The organism is Lacrimispora sp. (assembly GCF_031982545.1).
Taxonomy (GTDB): Bacteria; Bacillota; Clostridia; order Lachnospirales; family Lachnospiraceae; genus Lacrimispora.
Map to the genome: position 1 here is coordinate 195,124 of NZ_DALYXB010000002.1, position 26,195 is coordinate 221,318.

25 protein-coding genes are annotated in these 26,195 nt (G+C 43.4%); 4 read left to right on the forward strand and 21 right to left on the reverse strand.

The window, feature by feature from the left end:
• Positions 1 to 155 precede the first annotated feature (155 nt).
• The 4 genes from ABS301_RS04440 to ABS301_RS04455 all read right to left on the reverse strand — a co-directional run bounded on the left by ABS301_RS04440 (position 156) and on the right by ABS301_RS04455 (position 2,857).
• On the reverse strand, positions 156 to 362 hold the full coding sequence (locus tag ABS301_RS04440) for a helix-turn-helix transcriptional regulator (protein WP_104434940.1): 207 nt from the start codon (positions 360 to 362) through the stop codon (positions 156 to 158).
• Positions 353 to 703: a DUF3796 domain-containing protein gene (locus ABS301_RS04445; RefSeq protein ID WP_349671064.1), complete on the reverse strand. Its 351-nt coding sequence runs from the start codon at positions 701 to 703 to the stop codon at positions 353 to 355. The genes ABS301_RS04440 and ABS301_RS04445 overlap by 10 nt, the downstream gene beginning before the upstream one ends.
• Before the next feature lie 92 nt (positions 704 to 795).
• Positions 796 to 1,095: a zinc-ribbon domain-containing protein gene (locus ABS301_RS04450; protein WP_349671065.1), complete on the reverse strand. Its 300-nt coding sequence runs from the start codon at positions 1,093 to 1,095 to the stop codon at positions 796 to 798.
• Between the two features lie 238 nt (positions 1,096 to 1,333).
• A complete protein-coding gene (locus tag ABS301_RS04455) occupies positions 1,334 to 2,857 on the reverse strand; it encodes a flotillin family protein (protein ID WP_502877946.1) in 1,524 nt (507 codons plus the stop codon).
• Positions 2,858 to 3,129: 272 nt separating this feature from the next.
• Between ABS301_RS04455 and ABS301_RS04460 the strand changes: the two genes are divergently transcribed.
• Positions 3,130 to 4,671 carry a methyltransferase domain-containing protein gene (locus ABS301_RS04460; protein ID WP_349671067.1) on the forward strand — a complete coding sequence of 514 codons (1,542 nt, stop codon included), beginning with the start codon at positions 3,130 to 3,132 and terminating at the stop codon, positions 4,669 to 4,671.
• Positions 4,672 to 4,745: 74 nt separating this feature from the next.
• Here ABS301_RS04460 and ABS301_RS04465 read toward each other — a convergent pair.
• Together ABS301_RS04465 and ABS301_RS04470 are read right to left on the reverse strand one after the other, a co-directional pair.
• A protein-coding gene (locus ABS301_RS04465; RefSeq protein WP_502877936.1) for an IS3 family transposase occupies positions 4,746 to 6,106 on the reverse strand; the annotation gives its coding sequence in 2 pieces (ribosomal slippage) (positions 4,746 to 5,678 and positions 5,681 to 6,106; 1,359 coding nt in all).
• Positions 6,107 to 6,219: 113 nt separating this feature from the next.
• Positions 6,220 to 6,693: an enolase C-terminal domain-like protein gene (locus ABS301_RS04470; protein WP_349671343.1), complete on the reverse strand. Its 474-nt coding sequence runs from the start codon at positions 6,691 to 6,693 to the stop codon at positions 6,220 to 6,222.
• Between ABS301_RS04470 and ABS301_RS25780 the strand changes: the two genes are divergently transcribed.
• Positions 6,623 to 6,859 (forward strand): FCD domain-containing protein, encoded by a 237-nt coding sequence (locus tag ABS301_RS25780; RefSeq protein WP_502877937.1) that lies wholly within the window; start codon positions 6,623 to 6,625, stop codon positions 6,857 to 6,859. The two genes, ABS301_RS04470 and ABS301_RS25780, sit on opposite strands and share 71 nt — an antisense overlap.
• A 14-nt stretch (positions 6,860 to 6,873) precedes the next feature.
• Entirely contained in the window at positions 6,874 to 8,301 is a 1,428-nt protein-coding gene (locus tag ABS301_RS04475; RefSeq protein ID WP_349671068.1) for an amino acid permease, read from the forward strand.
• A 79-nt stretch (positions 8,302 to 8,380) separates the two neighbouring features.
• Here ABS301_RS04475 and ABS301_RS04480 read toward each other — a convergent pair whose 3' ends face one another.
• Both ABS301_RS04480 and ABS301_RS04485 read right to left on the reverse strand, forming a co-directional pair.
• Positions 8,381 to 9,229 carry a bifunctional 5,10-methylenetetrahydrofolate dehydrogenase/5,10-methenyltetrahydrofolate cyclohydrolase gene (locus ABS301_RS04480; RefSeq protein WP_349671069.1) on the reverse strand — a complete coding sequence of 283 codons (849 nt, stop codon included), beginning with the start codon at positions 9,227 to 9,229 and terminating at the stop codon, positions 8,381 to 8,383.
• 21 nt (positions 9,230 to 9,250) lie between these two features.
• On the reverse strand, positions 9,251 to 9,877 hold the full coding sequence (locus ABS301_RS04485) for a cyclodeaminase/cyclohydrolase family protein (protein ID WP_349671070.1): 627 nt from the start codon (positions 9,875 to 9,877) through the stop codon (positions 9,251 to 9,253).
• Between the two features lie 183 nt (positions 9,878 to 10,060).
• Here ABS301_RS04485 and ABS301_RS04490 point away from each other — a divergent pair, with 183 nt between their 5' ends.
• On the forward strand, positions 10,061 to 11,695 hold the full coding sequence (locus ABS301_RS04490; RefSeq protein ID WP_349671071.1) for a PucR family transcriptional regulator: 1,635 nt from the start codon (positions 10,061 to 10,063) through the stop codon (positions 11,693 to 11,695).
• Positions 11,696 to 11,697: 2 nt separating this feature from the next.
• Here the strand turns inward: ABS301_RS04490 and ABS301_RS04495 are convergent, their stop codons facing one another.
• The 13 genes from ABS301_RS04495 to argB form a co-directional block, all read right to left on the reverse strand.
• Positions 11,698 to 12,657, reverse strand: coding sequence for a DUF1177 domain-containing protein (locus tag ABS301_RS04495; protein WP_349671072.1), 960 nt, complete (start codon positions 12,655 to 12,657; stop codon positions 11,698 to 11,700).
• A 19-nt stretch (positions 12,658 to 12,676) separates the two neighbouring features.
• The gene (locus ABS301_RS04500; RefSeq protein ID WP_349671073.1) at positions 12,677 to 13,930 is read right to left on the reverse strand and encodes a M20 family metallopeptidase; all 1,254 of its coding nucleotides are present in this window, start codon (positions 13,928 to 13,930) and stop codon (positions 12,677 to 12,679) included.
• Position 13,931: 1 nt separating this feature from the next.
• Positions 13,932 to 14,936 (reverse strand): ABC transporter ATP-binding protein, encoded by a 1,005-nt coding sequence (locus ABS301_RS04505; protein ID WP_349671074.1) that lies wholly within the window; start codon positions 14,934 to 14,936, stop codon positions 13,932 to 13,934.
• A complete protein-coding gene (locus ABS301_RS04510; RefSeq protein ID WP_349671075.1) occupies positions 14,933 to 15,943 on the reverse strand; it encodes an ABC transporter ATP-binding protein in 1,011 nt (336 codons plus the stop codon). The genes ABS301_RS04505 and ABS301_RS04510 overlap by 4 nt, the downstream gene beginning before the upstream one ends.
• The gene (locus tag ABS301_RS04515) at positions 15,936 to 17,123 is read right to left on the reverse strand and encodes a M20 family metallopeptidase (RefSeq protein ID WP_349671076.1); all 1,188 of its coding nucleotides are present in this window, start codon (positions 17,121 to 17,123) and stop codon (positions 15,936 to 15,938) included. The genes ABS301_RS04510 and ABS301_RS04515 overlap by 8 nt, the downstream gene beginning before the upstream one ends.
• A gap of 8 nt (positions 17,124 to 17,131) precedes the next feature.
• The gene (locus ABS301_RS04520) at positions 17,132 to 18,028 is read right to left on the reverse strand and encodes an ABC transporter permease (RefSeq protein ID WP_349671077.1); all 897 of its coding nucleotides are present in this window, start codon (positions 18,026 to 18,028) and stop codon (positions 17,132 to 17,134) included.
• Positions 18,029 to 18,982, reverse strand: coding sequence for an ABC transporter permease (locus ABS301_RS04525; protein WP_349671078.1), 954 nt, complete (start codon positions 18,980 to 18,982; stop codon positions 18,029 to 18,031).
• A 64-nt stretch (positions 18,983 to 19,046) separates the two neighbouring features.
• Positions 19,047 to 20,678 carry an ABC transporter substrate-binding protein gene (locus ABS301_RS04530; protein ID WP_349671079.1) on the reverse strand — a complete coding sequence of 544 codons (1,632 nt, stop codon included), beginning with the start codon at positions 20,676 to 20,678 and terminating at the stop codon, positions 19,047 to 19,049.
• Between the two features lie 102 nt (positions 20,679 to 20,780).
• A complete protein-coding gene (locus ABS301_RS04535; RefSeq protein ID WP_349671080.1) occupies positions 20,781 to 21,950 on the reverse strand; it encodes a M20 metallopeptidase family protein in 1,170 nt (389 codons plus the stop codon).
• Positions 21,951 to 22,088: 138 nt separating this feature from the next.
• Positions 22,089 to 22,760 (reverse strand): AroM family protein, encoded by a 672-nt coding sequence (locus ABS301_RS04540; RefSeq protein WP_349671081.1) that lies wholly within the window; start codon positions 22,758 to 22,760, stop codon positions 22,089 to 22,091.
• Between the two features lie 108 nt (positions 22,761 to 22,868).
• Positions 22,869 to 23,777: an HD domain-containing protein gene (locus tag ABS301_RS04545; protein ID WP_349671082.1), complete on the reverse strand. Its 909-nt coding sequence runs from the start codon at positions 23,775 to 23,777 to the stop codon at positions 22,869 to 22,871.
• A 319-nt stretch (positions 23,778 to 24,096) separates the two neighbouring features.
• Positions 24,097 to 25,293: an aspartate aminotransferase family protein gene (locus ABS301_RS04550; protein WP_502877947.1), complete on the reverse strand. Its 1,197-nt coding sequence runs from the start codon at positions 25,291 to 25,293 to the stop codon at positions 24,097 to 24,099.
• Positions 25,286 to 26,182 carry an acetylglutamate kinase gene (argB, locus tag ABS301_RS04555; RefSeq protein ID WP_502877938.1) on the reverse strand — a complete coding sequence of 299 codons (897 nt, stop codon included), beginning with the start codon at positions 26,180 to 26,182 and terminating at the stop codon, positions 25,286 to 25,288. Before argB ends, ABS301_RS04550 begins: the two co-directional genes overlap by 8 nt.
• Positions 26,183 to 26,195: the final 13 nt, after the last annotated feature.

The following is a 26,195-nucleotide window of genomic DNA, read 5'->3' on the forward strand; positions in this document are numbered from 1 at the left end:
AAATGATGAGACTGGATTTTTTGAGTATAAAGAAACTGTTAAATAAATACGGTTTTGCTTCATAAATGGAAATTGATAAGAAATCTCATTGATTGAACTAAAAAAGGACGCTCATCCGCTGTGAGTATCCTTTTTAGATTCTGTTTCATACATACTTATTCTTCTTCATGGAAGATAAATAGTTCCTCCACAGTGGCAGAAAATACTTTGGCTATATCCATGGCTAGTTTTAGTGACGGATTATACCTGCCTTTTTCCAGATTAATTATTGTCTCCCGCCTCACTCCAACCAGTGCAGCAAGTTCATCCTGGGTTAAATTCAGCTTTGCTCTGTATTCTCTCATTTTAGTAACTAATGCCATGTTTCCATCTCCCGCTGTTCATTTATTTCCAGTACTACCAGACTGATTGTAAAACATACCATTGAAACAACATAGCATGAGACCAGCGCTATATTGACAGGCAGAATGGCTGGAAACAGTAAGTGTAAGGCAATGGCAAGGCTGGTAGCCCCTGCACCAGAAAAGAAACCAAAACTAGCCGCTTTTGTGACATTTTGCTGGAACATCTCATCTGGTGTTACAAAAAAGTATCGTACGTATTGGGCAAAACCGAAGAAGCCAAAAAACGGTGCACTGACAGTAAAACCCATAAAGCCCAGCAACGCGAGAATAGATAAGAAACCTAGTTTGTTGACTTTCATGATAGACCTCCAATAGTGATATATTTATAACTTTATGTTACAAATATATCACTATCATATTCTCTTGTCAACGTAAAGTGAACTAACTCACCTTATTTTGCATAATACGTATCATACGTATCATACGTAACGTAACCGCTTTCCTTTTTTCTCGTAATTTCCTCATTAATCATAAGAAACCTTTCTTTTGTAATTTCCATGTAACTGCCACAAATAGGACATTCAATACAATATACTACTTGGTAAGGAATAATTGGTATGAAAAATATAGTAAACCAAGTTGTTCTTTTACACAACTCCCATACTAAATCCACATTACAATGTTCACATCTTTTTTTGAATACTCCACCAATTCTATCTCTTGTAACTTTTCCATATCCCCAAATAATCATTTTCTAAGTCACTCCTTTTTCTTAAGTAAGATAGCTTATTTTCCTGTATGGCGTAATCACAGGCTTAATATACTATACTACAAAAAATAACAAAAACGTGCTTAATGTAATAAATAACACGATTCATGTAACTTTTGGTAGAATTATGTCGTATTGTTTAATATATTGGACACAAAAGGAGTAAAGAGGGCAAAAAAAAGCGGTACCAGAGATCTTATCTCCGATACCACAATTTACATTATATAATAGGTTCTGTATCTATTACTTCAACTGTCTTCTGCACCACCGTCTTCTCTTCCGGCTTAATGGTAATCTCCGGCACTCCGGTAATATTAATATTCCGGTTTACCTTGGCATCATAGGTTCCTGCTTTTACAATCTCGCCCAAATCAATGCCCGTGGTTTCCTTCATGGATTCAAACAGCTTTGCCATAACAGCCGGAACATTGCCGGATACGGAATCAAGGCTGCCGCCTTCACCGCCTCCGATGATGGTGATCTTATCAATCTGGGAAAGGGGCTCTGCAATCTTTCCTGCTACTTCCGGTAATACCTTAATGATCATCTCAGCTACAGCCGCATTGTTATACTGCTGGTAAGCCTGGGCTTTCTTTTCCATGGCTTCTGCTTCTGCAAGTCCCTTTGCCTTGATGGCTTCCGCTTCCGCTTCACCCACCATACGAATTCCCTGGGCTTCCTGCTCTTTTGAGTAACGCTCAGCTTCTGCACTTGCCTTCTGTGCTTCTGCCTCCTGAACCTTTTCAAACCGCTTCGCTTCCGCGTTTTTCTGACGCTCATAAAGCTCGGCTTCTGCCTTCTGCTGTCTGGCGAATTTGTCTGCTTCCGCCTTCTTTCTGATTTCTGCATCAAGAGCCTTTTCCATAACCTCGGCTTCCTTCTGCTTAATCAGAACTTCTTTTTCCTGCTTGGCAATATCTGCATCTGCAGATGTGACCTCAATGGTTTTACGCTGCTCTTCCTGCTGAATCTGGTATGCCGCATCGGCCTCTGCTTTCTTAACATCTGCATGTTTCTTTAAGTCAGACTTCTGAAGATCAAGCTCATTATTTTTGATCGCAATTTCACGCTCCGAATTAATTCTCGCATCATTGGCCTGCTTATCTGCGGCGGCTTTTGCAATGGCAATTTCTTTATCCGCTTCTGCTTTTGCAATGGCTGCCTTTTTCTTGATCTGTGAGATATTGTCAATACCAAGGTCATCAATGACACCATTGGCATCAGAGAAATTCTGTACATTAAAGCTGACTATATCAAGTCCCATAGCCGCAAGGTCCGGCATGGCATTCTCCTTTACCAGCTCCGCAAATTTTATACGGTCGCTGACCATCTCTTCCAGTCTCATGCGTCCAACAATCTCACGCATGTTTCCTTCTAAAACCTCTCTCGCAATCCGGCCTATGTATTCCGTATCCTGATTTAAAAAGTTCTGTGCTGCTAAAGAAAGCCTGCTTGGATCACTGCTGATTTTTACATTGACAGCAGCGTCTACCTGAATATTAATATAATCCGCGGTAGGAACCGCATTGGATGTCTTAACATCAATGGGTATTAATTTTAAACTCAACCGGTCCAGCCGCTCAAGAAACGGAATCTTGATACTGGCTTTTCCAATCACCGTCTTTCTTCTTAATCCGGAAATAATAAATGCCATATCTGGCGGAGCCTTTACATACCCGGACATCAGGATCCCCAGGATGCCTGCTATCAGAATAACTGCAATAATTGTGGAAAATAAACTCATATTCGTCATATTCTTTCCCCCTTCTTTGGTGTAATATTTTAAACTGTTTATAAAATACAGTCTTATTTATTATAACAAACAATATACTTTGTTTCAATTCAACAATACTTAAGCTTTCCTTAACAAGTTATCGGAATTTTAGTTTTTCTTTCACACTATTTATAATAAATAGGCAACACCATATGGATTCATCACACCGGCATGTACCAGCGGAATATACTGATAATAGAGCGCTAATATGATCAAGTCAGGATTTCTTGAAAGGAGTCTTCATGAATATTCAGGATCTACACCTAGAGGCCGCAAAAAATAGCCGGAATTATAAAACTTATGAAGAAATGGGAAATTATTATCAACAAAATGGCAATCTGAAACGAGCCTATCTCTGCTACGCTCACAGCCTGTTCTTGTGTAACAGTGAAGAGGATACGAAACGGCTGACACAAGTAATAAAAGACTGGGAAGAGTTACATTTTAATGAGTTGCCAAAAGCCGCTCTCATAATCCCCTCTGTCCCTGATTTAAATATGATGAAAGCCATCATTCAAACATGTGTCTTAAGCAGGGAAGACGTTAAAACCATAATCGTTTCAGATGAAGAAGTATCTATGGAGGTTACTAAATGGCTGAAAGAGCAAGAGGATATTAAACTCGTTTCTGTAAAGGGAATGACACCTGGGGCAGCATTTAATAAAGCCTGTGAACAAACAGAAAAACAAGAGGATTTATTAGCCCTTGGCAAAGGATCCGTTTTGCTTCCCCATGCACTGTTCCAGCTGCGTATGTCTCTTTATAAGGATGAATCCATTGGTGCAGTCAATGGGGTTACCAATGGAGTTGTTTCTGGACTGACTGATTTTATAACTCCCATTGACCGGGCCAGCGTTTATGCCGATGAGCATAACCTTCCTGGTGACGAGCAAATGGATCCGGTTCTGATCCCTTCCTGCTGCACCGTTCTTATACGCAGAGATGTATTTGATAAAACGGAGGGGTTTGATATAAATTATCTTACCCAGGAAGTATCACAAAAAGATTTTTCTTTTCAGCTTCTTAAATTAAAAAAGATCACCTATTTATGTCATCATGGATATGTTTATACCTTTGGTTTAGAGCAGAGCAATCAGGCCCGCTGGTATGATTACAACCATTTCTATGAAAAATGGAACGTACGGCTTAATTATTCCCTATTCCCACGTCCTGATATTCTGGCATTAATTAAAGATCCTGCTGATACGCCCATAAATGTATTAGATGTGGGCTGTGCCTGCGGTGCCTCCCTGCTTGCCATAAAAAATAAATACCCCAAATCAACCCTTCATGGAATTGAACTGGATGAAGGTTCCTGGAATATTTCTTCCCTTATCTTTCCCGTAACCCAGGGAAATGTGGAGGAAACACTGGATTATGAGGATGGATATTTTGACTATATTATTTTTGGAGATGTATTAGAGCACCTTCATCAGCCTGCCGCTGTGCTGGAGAATATGAAACGGTATTTAAAACCGGGGGGCGCCATACTTGCAAGTATCCCAAACATCATGCATATCTCAATTGTCAGCAATCTGCTAAACGGATACTGGACTTATGAAGACAGCGGGATTCTGGATAAAACCCATCTTCGTTTCTTCACCAAGAATGAGATTGTACGAATGTTTTCCCAGACTGGTTACCAGATTGAAGATATTGGTGTGACCCGGATCTATATTACTCCGGAGCAGCAAAAGCTCATTGAACAGCTGTGCTCCATCAGTTCCAGCGGTATGGACGCATTTACCACTTACCAGTATTTAATCAGAGCAAGGAAAAAATAAGTAAGGTAAACTGTACCCTTTGTCAAGGACATAATAAAAGAAGGCGTTGATTCTTTTTTGGTGATCAGCGCCTTTTAGTATGGCATAAGCCCTGTTAATAAATAGGTATAATACTCATCAGGTGACATTTGCTTGAGTTCCCATTGATAGCGATAATTATTGTAATATTCCATATACTCATCAATCTGATCTTTTAAATCCCAGAAAGTCTGACAATGCTCTAAATGGAGTTCATCTTTCATATGGCCATAGAATGATTCCTGTGGAGCATTATCCCAACAATTACCTCGTCTCGACATAGATTGCGTTATATTTTCATCCTTTAGGAGATTTCTTACTGCATCGCTTGTATATTGTGAACCTTGATCAGAATGGAATAATGCATCTTTCTTTATCTGATATAGCTGGTTATTTTTAAGAATATGAATGGTATCTGTTACTAAATCCGTTGTCATTTCCTGACTTAAATGATAGGCAGAAATCTGACGAGTGCAGCCATCTTTAATTGTAGAAAGATAGACACACTTCCCTAATGCATAATAAATATAAGTAATATCTGTCAGCAGCACCTTTCCTGGAATTCCCTGATCAAAGTTTCTTTCCAAAAGATTTTTAACAGTATGGCTTTTTATGGCTTTCCCAATTTTTCGATAAGGATTTGCTCTTCTTATCGGACATGATAAATGATACTTTTTCATTAAACGGCGTATTTTCTTTAAATTCATCTGTATTCCATACTGTCTGAATAAGACCATTTTTATTCCACGTGCACCTTTATATCTATTTTTGAAAGTATAAGCCTGTAATATTAATTCAAAATCCTTTTTGTCCTGCTCCTCCTTAAATAGCCGCCTGTCCAGATTTTTTATCCAGGCATAATAACCAGAACGTGAAACACCTGCCAATATACATAGTTGGCTTACAGTAAGCTTACAATTGCTTTTTGTCAAAGTATTATGAATAATCTGATATTTCATAACAGATTTTATTTTTTCTTGGGCATCACCTGCCTCTCTAAACGTTGTATTTCCCGCAGGAATGAGTTTTCTTGGCGTAAGTAGGCATTCTGCTGTTTTAGGTATTGGATTTCTTCATCCAAAGATAACTCTTTGTTACCCGAGAGCTTTTTCCCCGAGTGTCCTTTCTTTTGATCATAAACTCCACCCGGACGAAGAGCTTTTCTTTTCCATCGACCTGCCGCCTTATCAATTCGCCCTTGACCAATAAGTTTTTGATCGAAACCAGCCTCTATGAAAATATCTAACGGCATTTTTCCAGTCTGATACTGTTCTAAAAAACGCATTTTAAATTCATCAGTATAATTAATTTGTTTAGCTGTAACACTTTTAACGTTGGGATTTCGGGATAATATCTCAATTTCTTCTTTTGAAAAATCTTTGTTACGATGAGCTGGAGTTATTCGCTTACCTCCCATAAAAACCTCCATAATCTTTTTACAGTATTATATAACAAAAAGTACCCCAATAGTTAAACACAGCCTCTTTTTCTGTGTCTTACTATCAGGGTACAGTTTACCTCTTTTCGTTTCTATTCAAATGATTGGAACATACGTGCACTGCTGATGGCTGATTCCAAAAATTCATTACCAAGACCCGGCAGTTCGGGCAGTGAAAAACTACCATTTACCGGCTGAAGATTGTATTTGGTCAATCCTTTTGAGGTATCCATCCGGTTGCAGACATGATGCTCATGTATGGTAAAATTGGGAATGGCTGCTTCCATGTGGAGAGCTGCGTTGGTAGCAATGGGACTGCCTGCCACATGTACCTGGACGGCTACATCATAAATATATGCCAGATCACAGATCTTTTTCACCTCCGTTATTCCTCCGCAGTTTCCAATATCAGGCTGAACCAGCTGAATCAGATTTTTCTCAAAATACGGGGCATACTGCCAGCGGCTGAAAATCCGTTCTCCATTTGCTATGGGAATGGAAATATTCTTAGTAATATATTCCCTGCGTATGCTGATAGAAGTGGATTGCTGCAGGCTGGCTATGATTCATGCTAACGATCATGAAATGGAAAATTTAAAAAAGCAGCTGGATCGATACCTGGCAGCAAAAAAAGAGTGCCAGGAAAAAGGAACGGAGGAATCTATGCAGGCTTTGTGTTTTTTTATTTCGAATAACTTTTGCAATAAAAGAAATAATAAAACAAAAAGCTAAAAGCGAGGAGTCCTATGAAACAGAAAGAACATGGTCTGACTGCAGGCCACTTAACAATGATGGCATTAGGAACTGTAATCGGCGGTTCCTTTTTCCTCGGGTCTTCCGTTGCCATTAAGGCCGCTGGACCCGGGATTATACTATCTTACCTGATATGCGGAGTCATGGTTTATTTTATCTTGTTTGCCCTTTCAGAAATGACGGTTTCCAACCCTTCCTCCAGTTCCTTCCGGACATTTGCGGCAGAATATTTAAGCAAGGGTGCCGGATTTGTGGTGGGCTGGGTTTACTGGACCGGTATGGTAATCTCTATGTCAAGTGAGGCAACCGCAGTTTCCCTGCTGTTTCGAACCTGGTTTCCCACTGTATCCATACCTGTTCTCGGAACAATTCTGATTCTTGGTGTTACCCTTATTAATCTTCTGGGGGCCAGCCAGCTCAGCAGTCTGGAAAGCCTTCTGGCAGGAGTGAAGGTGGTTGCCATTCTGGGGTTTATTCTTTTTGGTGTTCTATTTGTGTTCGGACTTATTCCTGGTTATACACCACTGGGCTTCCAGGTGTTAAGGTCGGAACCATTTCTGCCCGGAGGAATCAAAAGCCTGGCAGGCAGCATGCTGATAGTCCTGTTCACCTACGCAGGCTTTGAAATTATAGGACTTGCAGCCAGTGAAACAAAGGACAAAGAAAAAAACGTTCCTCGGGCAATTCATATGACTGTAGGATGGCTGGTTACACTTTATATTCTCTGTATATCCGTCCTTCTGCTTCTGGTTCCCACCTCATCTTTAAGTGAGGAAGTAAGTCCCATGGTCACGGCATTAAACAGTTTTAAGATGTCCTGGGCGGGTACAGCCATGACAATTATCTTAATCAGCGCCATTTTATCAACAATGGTAGCTGCCATGTTTGGAATCGGAAGAATGCTCCGCTCTCTGGTAGAGGATGGTCTGGGACCCGGTATTCTAAGAGACAGAACCGATGTTCCTTACCGCGGCATCCTTTTTTCCGGTTGCTCCATGCTGCTGTTTCTTTATATCGGACTGATTTTTCCTGAAGTTTATTTATTCTTAATCAGCTCCGGAGGCTTTGCTCTTCTTTTCACTTATATTATGCTTATGGCAACTCATATCCGTTTCCGGAAAAAGAACGGAAAACCGGAAGGAAACTGCAGATTGTGCGGTTTCCCATACAGTTCCTTATTCACTCTGGCAGGTCTTGTGATCGCCATGTTCAGCATGCCATTTATAAAAGGACAGACCCTTGGTTTTATCGCTGGTCTTGCTCTCGTTACGTTTTTCTCAGCCTGCTATCCGTTTGTACGTGCTTCGGCAAGGCGGAAGGCCTCAACTCCAAAGGGAGTACAGGAGGAAACAGCAGCACGCCGCCGCTTATTAACGGAATTCTCGGAGGAAATTCATCATTCGGACCTTACAAAGAAATAGAACTGATTTATAAAAAATACGTCAGGAACCAGCCCGGCACGGACTGGTTCCTGACGTATTTCAATAACTGCCTGATAGTTTACCTGCTGCCTCTGTGTTTTCTTGCTGCCAGCACCAAATGCTTTGCCAGAACTGCAGTTGTTACTGCTCCCACGCCGCCTGGTACGGGAGTCGCCATGGCGGCAACACCGTTTAACGATTCAAAATCCACATCTCCGCAAAGATTTCCATCCTGATCCACATTAATTCCTACGTCAATCACAACCGCATCTGCACCAACATAAGAGGAATTTATCATCTTTGCCTGTCCGGCAGCGGCTATTAAGATTTCTGCTTTCTGACAGGTCTTCTCAAGTTCCTGTGTACGTGTGTGACAAATAGTAACCGTTGCATTCTCCTTTAATAAAAGCATGGAAAGGGGACGGCCTACTACCATACTTCTTCCAACAACAGATACCCGCTTTCCTGACAGGGAAATGTCATTGGCTTTTAACACCTCAATGACCGCTTCCGCAGTGCAGGGCGCAAAACCATCATTTTCACCTGCAAAAACCCGTGCTATATTCTCAGGTGAAATTCCATCCAGATCCTTCTCAGGGTTAATCATGTGCTCGATATCCCGTTCATTGATATGCTTTGGCAATGGCCGAAGAAGGAGGATCCCGTCTATGTCCGGATTTTCGTTAATGGTTTTAAATTCCCCCTGAAAATCTTCATTTGATATATCCGCCGGAAACGAAAAGCTTTCTGCCCGCAAACCAAAGTTTTCCATTTTCTTTAATGCTCCACGCTCATATGACATATCATCGGGCCGTTCTCCTACCCTTACAATCGCCAGTTTTGGTACTGCTCCCGCACGTTCACGTAAAAGCTCAGTTACCTCTTCTTTAATTTTCGCAGACACCGCTGCTCCTTTTAATGTTATCACGATACCGAAACTCCTTTTTCTTTACTTTAACCCAGCTTCCACATTTGCATAGATCTCATCAGATATCTTCCTGCCTGTTTCAGCAAGCACACTGGCTTCCTGATCCAGCTGTTTCGCGGTTTCTCTCTGTTTCATAAATTTAGTATTAATGGAAACATTCATCTTTGCACCTAAAAGTGCTGTCCGTAAAAAGGAAACACCCACGCCCACATCACTGACAGCCAGCCGGCTGCCCTTGTGTGCCAGAATATCCATAATTTTAATTGCCTCCACAGCCTGCTCCATCACAGCTTTGGGAACCAGACTGGCTGCAAATAGATGAGTTTCTAAAACTTCGTCCTTATGTCTTTTTTCCTCTTCCGATCCTGAAGGGAGGCCATAGGCTGCCGCAAGAGGTGCAAATACCCTGGCATCTTCATCCGCCAGTCTTAAAAATTCGGCTCTTATTTCCTCCAGTCTGACCAGAAGAAGCTGCATCTCCTCTTCTACATCTGCATACTTCTTTTTTCCCAGCGTCAGATTTATTACCATCTCACCCAGCGCCACGCCCTGAGCGCCTCCAAGTGCTGCCGCACCTCCGCCTCCTGGTGTGGGCTTTTTGGAGGACAGTTCTTCCAGAAACGTGGAAACTGTAAGATCCTTTATCATTGATATGTTCCTCTCTTTTCGGCTTTATTTTTTACCATTATATCGGCCTTAAGGAAAAAACACAAGGCTCTTTTTCGACATTTTTTTACAACATAACCTTGTAATAAAAGAGAATCAATGTTATCATTGTCGTTAACAAAAAACAGACAGTAACCATTTGATCCTTTCAGAAAGGAGCATGGAATGACGTATCCGCCCTTAACACTTGGATGGTTTCTAAATGAAACGCCAATTGATAACCTTGAATTTATCGGCAAGGAGGAAGACCTTCAAAAACCGATTACCGGAATCAGTGTTCTTGATAATCCCGACGGTGTAAGATGGATTAAGAAGCATGAGATTATTCTGACAACCGGATATATATTCTACAATGATGTGGAGCTGCAAAAGCAGGTAATTGCCGATCTTCATGCTATTGAATGCACTGCTTTTTGTATAAAAGTTAAACGCTTCTTTGATCAGATACCGGATTCCCTGATCAAAGAGGCTGAAAAATACGGGGTTCCACTAGTCTCCGTACCATATTACCACGTCTACTCTAATATCATCAGCGTAATCAATCAGAACTTAATTGATCAGAAGATTTCCCTGCAGCAGTTTATTCTCCGGGAAACAGAAAAATTTCACCAGCTCTATTTCAATAAAGAAGGAATTATGAAAATGCTGGAAGAGATATCCCGTTATACCAATTCCATTGTTATGATCACTACTATTTCCGATTTTCCGCTATACTATTATGTTCCCCTCAGACAGCAGGAGGAATTTAACAAAATTAATAAACTTCATGCCCAGCCTCTCCATAATGAATCACAGCAGGATACCGAGAAAAATCCCTCTGGTAACCGATCGTTTTATTTTAACAATACACTCCTTCACTTTCAGACCTTTCTGCTTCCTGATAGCAGACATTATCTGTGTATTGATCATACAAAAACGAATATTGATGAAACAACCGCAGTGATTTTAAAGCAGATTTTTTCCGTAATTGCTTTGGAGCTTTCCTCCATGCAGGTTCAAAACAGAACATTTTCACAGAAAAATTATTTTGATTCTTTTTTCTATATGCTGACAGATAAGAAGAAAAAATCGGTAGAAGAGATTCAGCTGATCTGCGATTCCTATTCTTTTCCTTATCAGCTAAAAAGAATTTGCGTTACATTTGAATGTCTGGATAAGGAAAACAGAATGTTTAAAAGTCTTTACAATGGGATCAATCATGAATTGATCCGTCTTGATTATAAATACTTCTTATGTAATCATGATAACCGCATTGTTATATTTTTTCTGTATTCAAAACAGGTTTCTAATGTAAAAGCACTGTCTCTTGTTAATCAGGCAGTCTCTCAGCTAATGGAAGCACTGAGCGACTATCACACCTTTTTCAGACTTGGAATCAGCCGGTGTCATTTATCCAGCTCATCCATTGCAAAAGCATATGAGGAAAGCCTGCAGACATTACATCTGCAGACCCCATTAGCGGAAGCATCTTTAGTTAACTCGTACTCTGCACAATACGCCTATCATATTCTGACGCAGCTTAGTACTTATGAAATAAGTAAGATTTATACGGATACGGTAAAGGAGCTTGTTTCCTATGACCAGGAAAACAAAAGTGAACTCCTTTTAACTCTTAAAACATTTCTGGAGAGCTCCATGAATTTAACTGATACAGCCCAGAAATTATTTATTCACAGAAATACCCTGACCTCACGGCTATCCCTGGTTAAAAAGCTGCTTTGCTGCGAGCTGTCGGCAGTTGAAGATATTTTCCGCCTCTACCTTGGGATTTGTGCCTGGGAGCTCATTCAAACTATGTAACATTAAGCATCATCGTCGCATTCATTTCCTGTTCCCAGAGTCTGGAAGTGCTCCATATTGCCGTAGAGATATTGAATCCGTTCATATTCTGTTTCATCGTAGAAGCTGCACTCTCCACGGCCATAGGCTTTGGCTACCTCCAGCATAAATCTGGCAGATTCTTCACAGTCTGTTATATGTGTGGCTCCGGTTGCACAGCCTGCCACAGGAGCTTCCGTCGTAATAGCAACTCCGATTACAGGTGCTTTGGTGGCAGTCGCAGGCTGAAGAATGCTGTTTAAATGATAAAGTCCGTTACCATAGGGAGTAATGTCCTGTTGGGAAAGAGCATATACAAATGGCTGCTTTCCTGTGGTCATCTGCATCAGATCCAGAATGCTCTCTGAAACTTTCAGTATATACCCGTCCTTTACCGTTGGTGAAATGGCGAAGCCTCTGGTGTTGATAATCCGGTTTCCTTTTGTAGTATCCACGGATAGTATGGCATCCAGCTCTTCTGTCACCTCTTCCCGGTTTACCTGTGCCATATTGACCGGAGAATCCATAAAGGGCACCGGATGGTGTTCTCTGGTGGGCGCATCCGGGCAGACGTGAGTGGAGATAAATACATCACCGTCCAGGTAATCACCTTTGTTTTGCATGTCCAGGATTTTTGATGCAAGAGAGATCGCAACCAAAGCTCCGTCTCCGTCTGATACAAAACCAATCCTCTCAGGTCTGGCTCCCAGGCCGCCAAGTCTTCCAAGCAATCCAATGGTCGGGGCATTCATGCCTTTGCTTTTCCCTTTTGTTCCCGGAATCCTCACTTTTACCATGTCGGTTTTTCCTTTTGGCCCCTCCAGGGTATAAACTTCAACATCAGCGTCGCTGCGGATGCCTTTTAAATATTGTTCCACCTGTTTTCCGCTGGCATAGCTGCTGTCAAGCAGATCATATACCTCGATCAATTGTTTCATCAGCATGATAAATCCTCCATGTTCTTTACTTAATCTCCATTAAATCACAAATAGCTGCTACATAGATTTTAGCTGCTGCGACCACATCCTCGATCTGTACCGTTTCATTATAAGAGTGGATCCCCACTGTATTAGAGGGACCAAACTGAATGGTGGGGATGCCAAGCTTACGGTAATCCCTGGCATCACTGGAAGCCCACTGGTACGCAGGAATCACATCTTTTCCAAGAAGCCGTTCCGCATTTTCTTTAAACGCCAGCACAATGGGGGCCTCATGGTCTGTGAAATTGGCATCACTCTTGTACTGAAGCTCAAACTCCACCCCTTCGACTCCACTGATTTCAAGAAGCTGTTTTAATGTTTCATCAATTTCTTCTTTGTTCACTCCGATGGGGAGCCTGACATCAACTGTCGCTTCGCAATAGTCGGGAACCATATTGTGCCTGGTTCCGCCCTGAATCAGACCTACATTGGTGCTGACATGGTCAATCACTCTGCCAAGCCCTGGAATGTGATTTTCCCGTTCAGCAAGAAGCTTGGAATCCATCAGCGGCTTTTCCTGACGTTCTGAAAAATGTCCTTCTATTTTAGAGAGAAGGGAAACATGGGAAAGAACCTTAGAAAGCTTTAAAATCGCATTTTCTCCTTTAAAATCACCAAGGCTTCCATGTGCGGATTTACCAAACGACTTTATCTTTAAAAGCAGGCCGCCCTTCTGCCCGATCTCTATGGTATTCATGGAAGTCGGCTCGGCTACCAGGCATGCATCGGCATGTTCCCCATATCCGTTGGCACAAAGCCACTGGGATCCAAACTGTCCTCCGCTTTCTTCATCAGAGACGATATGAAGACGGATATTGCCGTTTAAGGGAACCTGCTTTTGGGCAAATAGAGAAAGCGCAAATAAAACACCGGCTACCCCTGCCTTCATATCTGAGGTCCCTCTTCCCAGGATCTGGGTGTCTGTTATTTCGCCGGAAAAAGGATCAAACTCCCACTGATTTAAATCCCCCGCAGGCACTACATCTACATGGCCATTTATGATCAGGGAAAAACCCATGTCTTTTCCGTAGCCTGCTACTACGCAGGGATAATCCGGGTTACAGCCCGTCTCCTTATATTCAATACCGGCATTTTTTAAAAATATTTCCACAAAATCAACCACATCTCTCTGTGTGCCGATTGGATTTTCACTTTTTATCTGAATCAGTTGAGATGTCAGCGTAATCAGTTCATCACGGTGATCCTCCACATACTGTACCAGCTCTTTTTTTGTCATCTCAATTTCCTCCCTGTGCTATTTTGCTTTCATATAAAAAGCAGGCCACCTGATGTCCCTCTTCTCCATACGATAAAAGCGACGGAACTTCTTTTTTACAGCGTTCCATACACTCAGGACACCTTCCGGCGAGAGGACAGCCTTCCCTGTCTCCAATGGGGCTTGATATCTCCCCCTCCAGTGTAATCCGCTCCTTATTCTCATCCGGACTTTCCGGCGGAATGGCGGATAAAAGGGCCTTCGTATAGGGGTGAAGCGGATTTTTATAAATATCTCCTCCATTGCACAGTTCTACAATCTGTCCCAGATACATGATTGCAATCCGGTCACTGACGTATTTCACCACGCTTAAATCATGGGAAATAAACACGTAGGTAAGATGATATTTTTTTTGCAGACCTTTTAGTAAATTGATTACCTGTGCCTGAATGGAAACATCAAGAGCCGATACCGGCTCATCACAGACAACCACCTTAGGCTGAATGGAAATAGCCCTTGCCACATTTAAGCGCTGTCTCTGTCCGCCTGAAAACTCGTGGGGATAGCGGTTCATATGCTGAATGTCCAGACCTACCTGCTGAAATAGCTCTAACACTCTCTTTTCCAGCTCCTGCCGGCCCTTTACCGTTTTATGGACGATCATTGGCTCAGATACGGAATCGGCAGCTGTATGTCTTGGGTCCAGAGATGAGTATGGATCCTGAAAAACCATCTGAATGTTTTTGCATAGTTCAAACCGTTCTCTGGAAGATAATTTTAAGATGCTCTTTCCTTCAAACAGAACATCTCCCCCAGTGGGTTTATGAAGTCCCACAATGCATCTCCCAAGAGTTGACTTTCCACACCCCGATTCACCGATAATCCCAAGGACCTCTCCTTGTCTGATATCCAGGCTGATGTCATTTAACGCATGGAGAACCGATTTTTTTCCTCCCAGGCCTTTGCCCTTTACTTCAAAATCCTTAGACAGATTTTTTATCTGCAAAATGATTGAATTTTCACTCATATCTGATCCACACCTCCCCGCATAAGACCGCCTTCTTCACCCTGCCTGTGACAGGCGACAAAATGTCCCGGTTCCAGTTCTTTTAATTCCGGTACCACGCTTTTGCAGATTTCACTGGCATAGGGACACCGGTTTGAAAAATTACAGCAGGTTCCAGTCAGCCTTAAATCAGGAGGCGTTCCCTGAATGGTGGACAATTCTTCTTCTGATTCACTGCCAAGCCTTGGCATGGAATCTAAAAGCCCCCACGTATACGGATGCAGCGGGTTGTGATATAGATTGCTGCATGTGGTGTATTCCACTGTCTTGCCGGCATACATCACCATGACACTGTCACACATTTTCCAGACAACCCCCAGATTGTGGGTAATTAAAAGAATGGCTGTCTGATAGGTCTCTCGCATCTCTTTCAATAAGTCTAACACCTGAGCCTGAATGGTCACATCAAGGGCAGTGGTTGGTTCATCGGCAATAATCATTTTGGGGCTGCTTAAAATGGACATGGCAATGATCACCCGCTGGCACATACCGCCTGACAGTTCATAGGGATAGGAATCCATACGTCGCCTGGCATCTGTTATGCCAACCTTCATTAATGCCTCTTCTGCCAACCGATAGGCGGACTGCCGGTCTACCTTCTGCTGGGTCCGGATCAGCTCTGTCATCTGGTGTCCGACTTTAAAAACAGGAGATAAGGAAGTCAAGGGATTCTGAAAAATCATGGAAACATCCTTTCCCCGAAAAGACAGTAGCTCTTTCTTATTAAGAGCCAGGACATCTGTCCCATCAAAATCAATGCTGCCGCTTACAATCTTTCCAGTACCTGCCGGTAAAAGACGGATAATTGAGGAAGAAGTGACACTTTTGCCAGATCCTGATTCGCCCACAATTCCCATGATCTCTCCGCGGTTAATCTGAAAACTCACTCCGTCTACCGCCTTGCTTACACCGCCTGACGTATAAAAATAGGTTTTTAAATCCTTTACGGTTAATAATGCTTCACTCACAGCATTCCCTCCTTTCTTCAAAGCTTTTCTTCACCTTCTCCATCTCCTCAGGAGATGACAGAAGATCCAGTGCGGTAAGGGCAAGTGCTTTCGCCCCTGTTAATACAGCCCTCTTCCCGTCTTCGCTTTTGCATGCCTCTTCAAACTCCCTGGTATGCCCCCTCAGTTCAGGCACCACCTTTACGTATGACTGGAGTGCAGGAATTACATGCGTGATATTTCCTACATCGGTGCACCCGATTCCCAGTTCTTTCCTTCTTGGCATTACCACTTCTCCAAGTTCCGTAAAGTTCTTTAAAAGCAATGCTTCCAATCCGGGATTATTGCGGATATCCTCGTATGTGTATCCTGCCTGCTCAAACTGAACGGTTGTCCTTGTCATCCGTGCAATGGATTCACCGGCTTCCATAAATTCTTTTTGTATTTTTTCTTTGAATTTCTGATCAAAGGACCTGACTGTAAACTTCGCCTGAGTGACTTCGGGTATGGTAATTGGCTCCCTGCCGCCGTCGGTGATCACTCCCAGAATGGTACCTCTGCCATTCCATGACAGTCTCTGTCCGTTTATATACTGAAACAGTAAAAGCAAGGGCTCCAGTGCGCTGACGCCTTCCTCCGGCCAGGTTGCTCCATGAGCCTTTTTTCCATGATATGTGACAATGATATCGGTTACAGAATAGGAGATATCATTGACTACAGTCTCATTTGCAGAGTGGATAATCATGGCTGCGTCCAGCTCCTGAAAGGCCCCCCGCTCAAGCATAATCACTTTTCCGCCTCCGCCCTCTTCTGCCGGAGTTCCGTAAACCGTTATGGTTCCGCCCAGCTGGTCAATGACAGATTTTACACCTGCACCTGCTCCCACAGCCATGGCCGCCATCAGATTATGCCCGCAGGAATGCCCCATACCAGGAACCGCATCATACTCAGCAAGGAATCCAATATGAGGTCCTGGCTTCCCGCTGTCATAACGCCCGCAAAATGCCGTATCAAGTCCGCAGATTCCCCGTTCTACTTGAAAACCAAAGGTCTCAAGCAATCCACTCACCGCTTTGCTGGAGGCATATTCGTTGAAATTATATTCCGGGTTGTTCCAAAGATAGAGAGCCAGTTCCCAAAGCTGATCCGATTTTTCCTCAATCACCTGTGTTGCCACTTCTTTTATTCTGTTAATGTCCATACGTTTCCCTACTTTTTCATTTTCGGATCCAGCACATCCCGGATCCCGTCACCAAGAAGATTAAAGCCAATTACCGTTATGAGGATAAACACGCCGGATACGGCCGCTATGTGAGGCGCTGTATTCAGTGAATTTCTTCCTGCCCTTAGAATGCTTCCCCAGGAAGCCGTAGGCAGATCGATTCCAAGTCCCAGAAAGCTTAAGGCTGATTCCGAAATAATGGCACTAGCTATATTTAACGTCGCATAGACGATTACTTCCGAAATGGTATTGGGAAGGATATGATGGAACAGCATGCGAAAATGAGAGATTCCGATTACTCTTCCTGCATTGCAGTACTCTTCCCTCTTCACCACCAGCACCTGGCCTCTTACGACTCGTGCAAATCTTGGAATCTCGGCAATTCCAATGGCCAGAATGACATTGGTCATTCCGGAACCAAGTACAGTCATAAGCACAATGGAAAGCAGTATGAAGGGAAATGCCAGAACTCCATCCATAATCCGCATCACAACCGCATCCACAATTCCTCCCATATATCCGGCAATCAGCCCCAAAAGAACACCGGCAATGCCACCCACTATGGTAGCTCCTGCAGCAACCAAAAGGGAAACTCTGGCTCCATAGCAGATTCTGGTAAATAAATCTCTTCCAAATTCATCAGTTCCAAACAGATGACCTTTTTGAAAAAAGGTCAGGTAAGCATCAATTGGATGAATTTCATTTGGTTTTCCGTCAGTTATAAGTGGAGCAAATACTGCAATGGCAATCATAAAGCAAACAGCTGCAAGTCCCAGCACGGCTGTCTTATTTCGTTTCAGCTTATTCCATGCATTATTTGCTTTCCTCTCTTTTCTCAGAATCTCTTCCTGAGACTGCTGGTCCAGTAAAAGCACCTTTGCCATTTAGAAACCTCCTTCGTAGCTGACATTGGGATTGATTATCATATACACCACATCCACAAGCATGTTAATAATTACAAATGCCAATGCAATCACCAGAACCGCTCCCTGTATGAGAGCATAGTCTCTGTTATCAATTGCCCCTACAATCAGGGTTCCCATGCCTGGCCAGGCGAAAATGGTTTCTGTAAGAATTGCGCCTGCAAAACAGCCTGCCAGCTGCAATCCCAAAACCGTAATGACGGGCGGAAGTGCGCTTTTTAATGCATATTTCCAAATCACAACTGATTCCCTGATTCCCCTGGCCCTGAGAGCACGAATGGAATCCCCATGAATGGATTCCAGAATGCTGGAACGTGTGATTCTGGAAAATGTTGCAGTGGGGATGGTTGCCAGACAGAAGCAGGGCAGCACCATATGGCGGATCACATCTCCGATTCCAGATGACATGCTTCCCATTCCCAGTACAGGCAGCCAGCCTAAATGAACGCTGAAAACCAGCACCAGCATCAGACCAAGCCAGAAAATAGGCATGGAAACTCCCACCAGCGCCAGTATCATGAACAGATAATCAACTAAAGTCCCCTGTCGGACTGCTGAAGTCACACCAATTAACAGGCCTGCAATCAGTGCGATCAATATTGACGGCAATGCCAGAAGCAGGGTATTGGGTATTCTTTTTGCAATCAGACCCAGAACCGGCTGATTGTAAGAATAGGAGACACCGAAGTCTCCCTTTGCAATCTGGATCATATAATCTTTATACTGGCTGACAAGAGGCTGATCAAGCCCCATGGTCTCACGCATTTTCTGTACATCCTGAACGGATGCCTGAGGTCCTAAAACCGCTCTTGCCGGGTCACCGGGAATCATTCTGGTAAGGATAAATGTCAGCGTGACAACCACAAAGAGAGATGGAAGGATCTGAAGGCATCTGATTAATATTGTTTTAAACATAGATCTCCTCTCGTGTTTTTGAAACAGGGGATATTGCCTGCGCAATATCCCTCATTCCAGCTTCTTATTTTGATAACCATACATTGATATCAGGTGTACAGATTTTAACTTTTCCATCTGCTCTCTGTGTGAGACCCTGAACATTGGAGCTTACGCCCCAGTTTACATTTTCATTGGCATAAAAGATTCCCGGATACTGTTTTACAATAACAGCAAGGGCTTTTTTATAGAGTTCTGCACGTTTTGCCTGATCTGTTGTAAGAAGAGCCTCATCTAAATACTGATCTACCTCTTTATTTTCAAATCCCTGGCCATTTCCAAGGGAACCGATGGAACTGGAGTGGAACAGTTTATTTAAGAAGAAGTAAGGATCTGGATACCAGGTCCAGGACATTGCGAAGACATCAGCTTTGCCAGATGATGCAATTTCACTAAAAGCTCCCCATTCACTGGTGTTGATATTCACGTTAATATTTAAATTCTGCTTTAAATATGCCTGGAACAAAGTTGCCATTTTAATTCTTGCTTCTGTGTTGGAGATGTAGATATTTAAATCAAAGCCATCAGGATAACCTGCTTCTGCCAAAAGCTTCTTTGCTCCTTCCGGATCATAGGCCGGTTTTTCAGCCTCAAGACTGGAGTCATATCCCCAGGAACCTGGAGGCAGGGGAAGGCTGGCTGGTTTTGCCTCATTGTACTGATATACTCCGGCAGTCAGCTCGTCCACATTGACTGCTTTGATAATTGCTTCTCTTACTTTGATATCAGCAGTGGGACCGTTCTTCTGGTTGAAGTAGATGTATGCAACATGAAGTCCGGGTGTCTCAAGCAATTTCACGGACTGATCTTCTCTCGCAATCTTGACTGCTTCTCCGCTTAAGCTGGTGGCCAGATTGATTTCTCCGGTTCTCAGAGCGTTAACTGCCTGATTTCCGTCGCTGACCGGCTTAAATGTAACTCCATCCAGATAAGGTTTTGCTGCCCAGTACTTGTCGTTGCGTTTTAATACTGCCTGCTGGTCCAGTTCAAAGGACTCCAGAGCAAATGGGCCGGTTCCCACAAGGTGGGTACCGAAATCATCTCCCCAGCCTTCCACTTCTTCTTTCGGAACAATTACATTTCCTGCATCCGTCAGTGCTGTTAAGAATACCGCATTAGGCTCTGCTAAATAACATACCAGTTCTGTATCACTGACTGCCTCACAGTGATCAAGCATGTCCAGGCGGTTCATGGCGGAAAGCTTACGGGAACGTTCCAGAGAATACTTCACATCTTCTGCTGTCATCTTTCTTCCTTCCTGAAATTTACCAGGCTGGAAATAAACATCATCCCGAAGTGTAAAGGTATAAGCCCGTCCATCATCACTGACCTTCCACGATTTTGCCAGACCAGGCTGGATTTCTGTCAGTTCTGTATTGTACTCTACAAGCGTATCGCAGACAGTTCCAATGATCTGAGATTCGTAAGTTCCCGTATATTTAACGGGATCCAGGTTCTTAGGGGAGGAGGAAAGGGAGATGGTTAAAACGCCTCCGGATACCGGTTCCCCAGGTGTTTTTTCTTCTTTTGCCGTCTCTTGTGCTGTGCTGGCCTTCTCCGTGGCTGCTACTGTCGAGGCTGGTTTCTCAGAGCCGCATGCACTTAGGACAGCAGTAGCTGCCAGGGCGGCGATTGCTGCTAAGATTCTCTTTTTCATAATTCTTCCTCTTTTCTTTATATTTTAATAAAACGACAGCCAAAGAGGACATAGTCGCCTTTAACTATCGTTTATTATGCCAGTATAAAATAAATCTTGTACTTAAGAATGCTCTCTCAGCCAATCCATGGCGGTTCCCGCATAGATAGCTGCCATTTTATGTAAACTATCCTCATTAAATGTAACTCTTGGGTCATGAACACCATAGGGATATCCTTCTTCCTCTGACCCGGTCCCTACCCAATAGAGTACCGAGGGAACCAGCTGGGACACAACGGAGAAATCCTCTGAGCCCGTCATGCGGGGAAGTTCGTAACAGGCGTCTTCTCCCAAAATACGATTAATATATTTAGTCGTTTCCTGTAAAAGAATGGTATCATTTCTCATTGGAGGAACACCTTCGTGAAGAAACTCAACCGCAGCTTCTGCCCGAAATGCAGCTGCCGTCTGCTTTGCGATCTGAACCAGCCGCTCTTTGGCAAAGCTTCTTACTTCCGGATTCATAGTCCGAATCGTTCCCTTCATCACCACTGTATCAGGAAATATATTGGAAGCGGTTCCTCCATGGATCTCGCAGATACTAAGCACCAGCATCTCATCAGGGTGAACCTCTCTGCTGTTCACTCCCTGCAGGGTCATATGTATATGCACTGCTGTATTGATGGGATCCACGCAGTTGTGAGGGGCTGCTCCGTGACCGCCCTTTCCCTTTACAGTTATGGTAAATACATCACTGGAAGCACATGCCGTAGTCCAGGAATATCCTACCGTTCCAGCTTCTGCATGTACTACATGAAGCGCCATGGCTGCGTCTGCATGGGGATTTTCAAGCACCCCTGCCCTCACCATGTCAAGTGCACCTGCTACGCCTTCTTCACAGGGCTGAAACATCAGTTTCACGGTTCCCTGTAATTCTTCTTCTCTTTCTTTTAAGATCCGTGCCGCCACAAGGAGGGCGCTGGTATGGATGTCATGTCCGCAGGCATGCATGCAATCGTTCTCTGATGCAAACGCCAGACCGGTTTCCTCTTTCATTGGAAGAGCGTCCATATCTGCCCGAAGTAAAAAAGTCCTGCCTGGCTTTCCTGCCGTTACCGTGATCCCGGCCCTTCCGCAGCGAACCGGCTCATACCCCAGTGTAATCAGTTCTTTTTCCACAAGTTCTATCGTCTTTGGAAGTTCAAAGCCAAGCTCAGGATTCTTATGAATCTGCCGTCTTATAGCAATCCCATGTGACTCAAGTTCTCTTGCTCTAAATAAGATATCACTCATAATCAGAATCCTCCTGACTTATATTTATAAATTATTATGAATATACTATCAGGCGGGTTCTTCTTTGTAAATAGCTGTGTGCACATTCATTTATGCACAAATTAAGCAATGTGCACAGGAATCAGAGGATTGGCGCATTTACCGGTCTGTTAATTCTGAGATCGTACGCGCAAGCAGCGTCCTGGGAAGAATTACCGGCTTTTTCGTTTCTTTCGCAAACACCTTTTTCATATCCTGGCTGTATCCAATGCAGTCCAGTACGATCACATCTGCATTTACTCCCTTGATCTGCTCAGCCGCTTTTGTAATTTCCTCCCATTCTCCATAAGGGGAAGCAGAGAAAACATTTACATCCGCTACAATCTGTGACCATTTGTCCAGACTCTGTTGTAACTGCTTAGGGGATGGGGTTACTACTATAATGGATGAATTGGGTGAAAACAGAGGGACCATTCTGTCCAGAATATCACAGGGATAAATCAGGGGAACGGAGGATTTCAGTGTATCCGGAAACTTACCCGTGCAAAACATCATGATCAGTTCTGCTCCCTCCGCCTCCAGTTCGTGGATTGCAGTCTGAAGCCGGGGAAGAATAAAACGTTCTGCAAACGTTACAGAGGAGCCGTCGTTTAATCGGGATACCAGCACGTAATCGCCTTCCTCCGGTTTAAATCTTTGAATTTCTTCTTTTGTCAGCCCGTCTAACCCTCCTTTCTCGCAAAGTTCTGCTCTCCCCTCAAAAATACCCATAATATCGGCTGTAACATCTGTTCTTGGACTCTGTCCCACTGTAATCGCACCAATTTTCATCTTATTTCTCCTCTCGTCAAAAAGCATCTGTCCTATGCATTTTCATTGAATTAATATACACTCTTTTTAATTTAAAGATTCTATCAGCACGGATCCGTTCTGTCAACCTTAAAGAAATTTTATAGAAAGTTCATCAAGCTCAGAGCGAAGTCTGAAATCAGCACATTTTGAAGCAATCGGAGAAAATAACCGTAACGTATCTTCTGCCCTTCTTTTCCATGTTGCCGGATCCACAAATTCGATTGTTCTCATGTTATGAAGACGGTCCGAAAGTGCTACCAAAGCTCCCCTGTCATCCGCACTTTCATGAGTTCGCTCAAATTCTTCGTAGGATAAAAGAATCTCACCTATTGCAGGACCAGCCTCCTGAAGGATTTTCTCCTTATAATCTCCCCGCCACACATCATGGAGCAGTCCTGCACAGACAGTGTTTTCATCGGTTCCCATGTCTGCCAGGATGATTGCCACATTTAGCGGATGGGTGATATATTCCTCCCCGGATCTTCTCTTCTCTCCTTCATGTAATGTCTTTGCCAGTTGGTAAATCCTTTTTAATTTCTCTTCGTCATACTCTATTTTATTTTCTTTTAATGTGAGGCACAGAATCTGCCATAATTCCTCCGGCTGTTTGTATACCTGTGTTGTTTTTATATATGCTTCCATTAATTGTCTGTCTCCTTTCACAGAGGCATCACGAACATAGAAGGCCCGCAGTAAAACAGGCGAGTATCCAAACACAGAGGTGAAAGATTTAGTAAATCCGCTGTGGGTTTCCCAGCCATAGTCCAGAGCTGCATCAAGAATCCGCCTCCCTTTTGCAATCTCCTTCGCAGCCGTCAGAAGCTTCCTCTGCTTTACATATTCCATGGGCGAAACTCCAAATATTCTTTTGAAACATCTGGTAAAATAGCCGGGGGAATAACCCGCCCAGGCAGATAGCTGGGGGATGGTCAGCTCCTCTTTTATGTGGTCATCAATGAAAACTGCAACCATGGATATTCTGTCATCGGCTTCCATTTTCGTCTGCCTCCTTTCTTTTTTTCCACGTGGTAGCTTCATTATAACGGAAAAGATAGAAAACTGCTGTTCCAAAAATGATTTCTTTATCGTAAAAATCGAACAGGAATCAACAGGGTTCCCTGTTCTTTAGCCTCTTTCCAATCTGGCTGATTTTTATAACAAAAAGAGACGGGGTTGACCGCCTCAAATATTAAAATTTACCATCTTGAAAATGCCCACTTTTCGGTGTCATGTTTCATTAAGCAATTTACGGAAGGAGTACTTTCATATAAAGCCAAAAGAGCATCCGATTTTTACAACCGGACACTCCGCATTTTTATTTTTGCTGATCCAACACTGCCGACAGTTTTTCCACCATCTCGTCTACATGCTCTTTTTCAATCACCAGAGGGGGGACGAACCGTATTATATTGGTACCTGCACTGATTATAACCAATTTCTGCTCGATCAACGCCTGACTGATAATAGATGAGACCGGAACCGTAAATTCCAACCCCTGAATGAGGCCCAGCCCTCTTCTTGCTGTAATAATCTCATACTTATCTTTCAGTTCTTCCAGCTTTTTGGTCAGGTAATCCCCAATTTCCTTTACATGATTCACAATTTCCCGCTTCTCAAACAGTTCCAGAACTTTGCGTGCTGCAGCTGTCACAAACGGATTTCCGCCGTAAGTAGTTCCGTGATCGCCAGGCACCATAGCCGTAGCCGCTTTTCCTGCTGCCAGGAATGCGCCGATTGGAACTCCGTTGCCCAACGCCTTTGCAACCGTCATCACATCGGGTTTCACGCCGTACTGCTGCCATGCAAACATAGAGCCTGTGCGCCCCATTCCGCATTGAATTTCATCAAGGATTAACAGAATGTCATTTTTATCGCAAAGCTCTCTTACACCGGACAAAAATTCCTGAGTTGCAGGGTAAATTCCGCCTTCTCCCTGAACGGTTTCCATGATAATAGCACAGGTTTTCTCATTCACCAGAGCCTTTATACTCTCCAGATTATTAAAATCAGCAAACTTGATTCCGGGAATTAAGGGTTTAAATGGCTCCTGATAATGATCATTTCCAGTTACAGAAAGTGCCCCAAGGCTTCTTCCGTGAAAAGAATGATTCATGGCAATGATTTCATGGTCATGACCGCCGTCCTTATTATAAGCATATCTTCTGGCAATTTTTAAAGCTCCTTCAATGGCTTCCGTTCCGCTGTTGGTGAAAAACACTTTATCCATCTGGGATGCCCTTAAAATCAGTTCTGCCGCCTCTATAGACGGTACATTATAATAGAGATTGGAAATGTGAAGCAGTTTATCTACCTGAGCCTTTACCGCCTCATTAAATTCCGCATCATTATAACCCAGACCATTTACTGCAATTCCGGCATAGAAATCCAGGTACTCATTTCCGTCTGTATCATAAAGCCGTACTCCGTCCCCATGGTCAAAGACAACTGGAAAACGGTTATAGGTCTTATAAATCTCTGATTCCGCCTTATCGATATATTCCTGTTTATTCAGCATGGTAAAAACGCTCCTCTCCCGGGCTTACGATTGCAGTTCCGATTCCTTTGTTGGTGAAAATCTCAAGCAGCAGACAGTGGGGAATTCTTCCGTCCATGATATGTACTCTGGACACCCCGTGGTTCATGGCATCGATGCAGTTTTGAAGTTTGGGGAGCATTCCGCCTCCAAGAGTTCCTCCGCTTACGAACTTCTGGGCCTCTTCGATGGACATTTCAGAAATCAGAGAATCCTTATCCTGAAAGTCCCGGTAAACGCCCTCCACATCAGTCAAAAAAGCCAGTTTCTCTGCCTCCATGGCTGTTGCAATGGCACAGGCTGCATCGTCTGCGTTGATGTTATAGGTCTTAAAGTCCTCATCAAAACCTACGGGACAGATAATGGGAAGAAAGTCCTTTTCCAGAAGATCGTTGATGATCTGGGTATCTACCTCCGTGATGTCACCTACAAAACCGATGTCTTCTCCGTCTGAATAGCGCTTCTGGCATTTTAACATCATGCCGTCTTTTCCGCTGATTCCCACAGCCTTGATTCCAAGCTCATTGACAAGCTGGACCAGACTTTTGTTCACCCGGTTTAATACCATCTCCGCAATCTCCATAGTGGCTTCATCCGTTACCCGTAAACCATTGACAAAATGTGGCTCCATACCGGTTTTCTCCACCCATCTGCTGATCTCTTTTCCGCCGCCGTGGACGATAATGGGCTTGAACCCTACCAGCTTTAAAAGTACCACATCCTGAATTACCTGTTTTTTCAGCTCTTCGTCTACCATGGCACTTCCGCCGTATTTTACCACAATCGTTTTACGGTTAAACCTCTGTATATAAGGAAGTGCCTCAATTAACACTTCAGCCTTTTGCATAATGCTCTGATCCAGTATCATTTCCTGTTTCCTC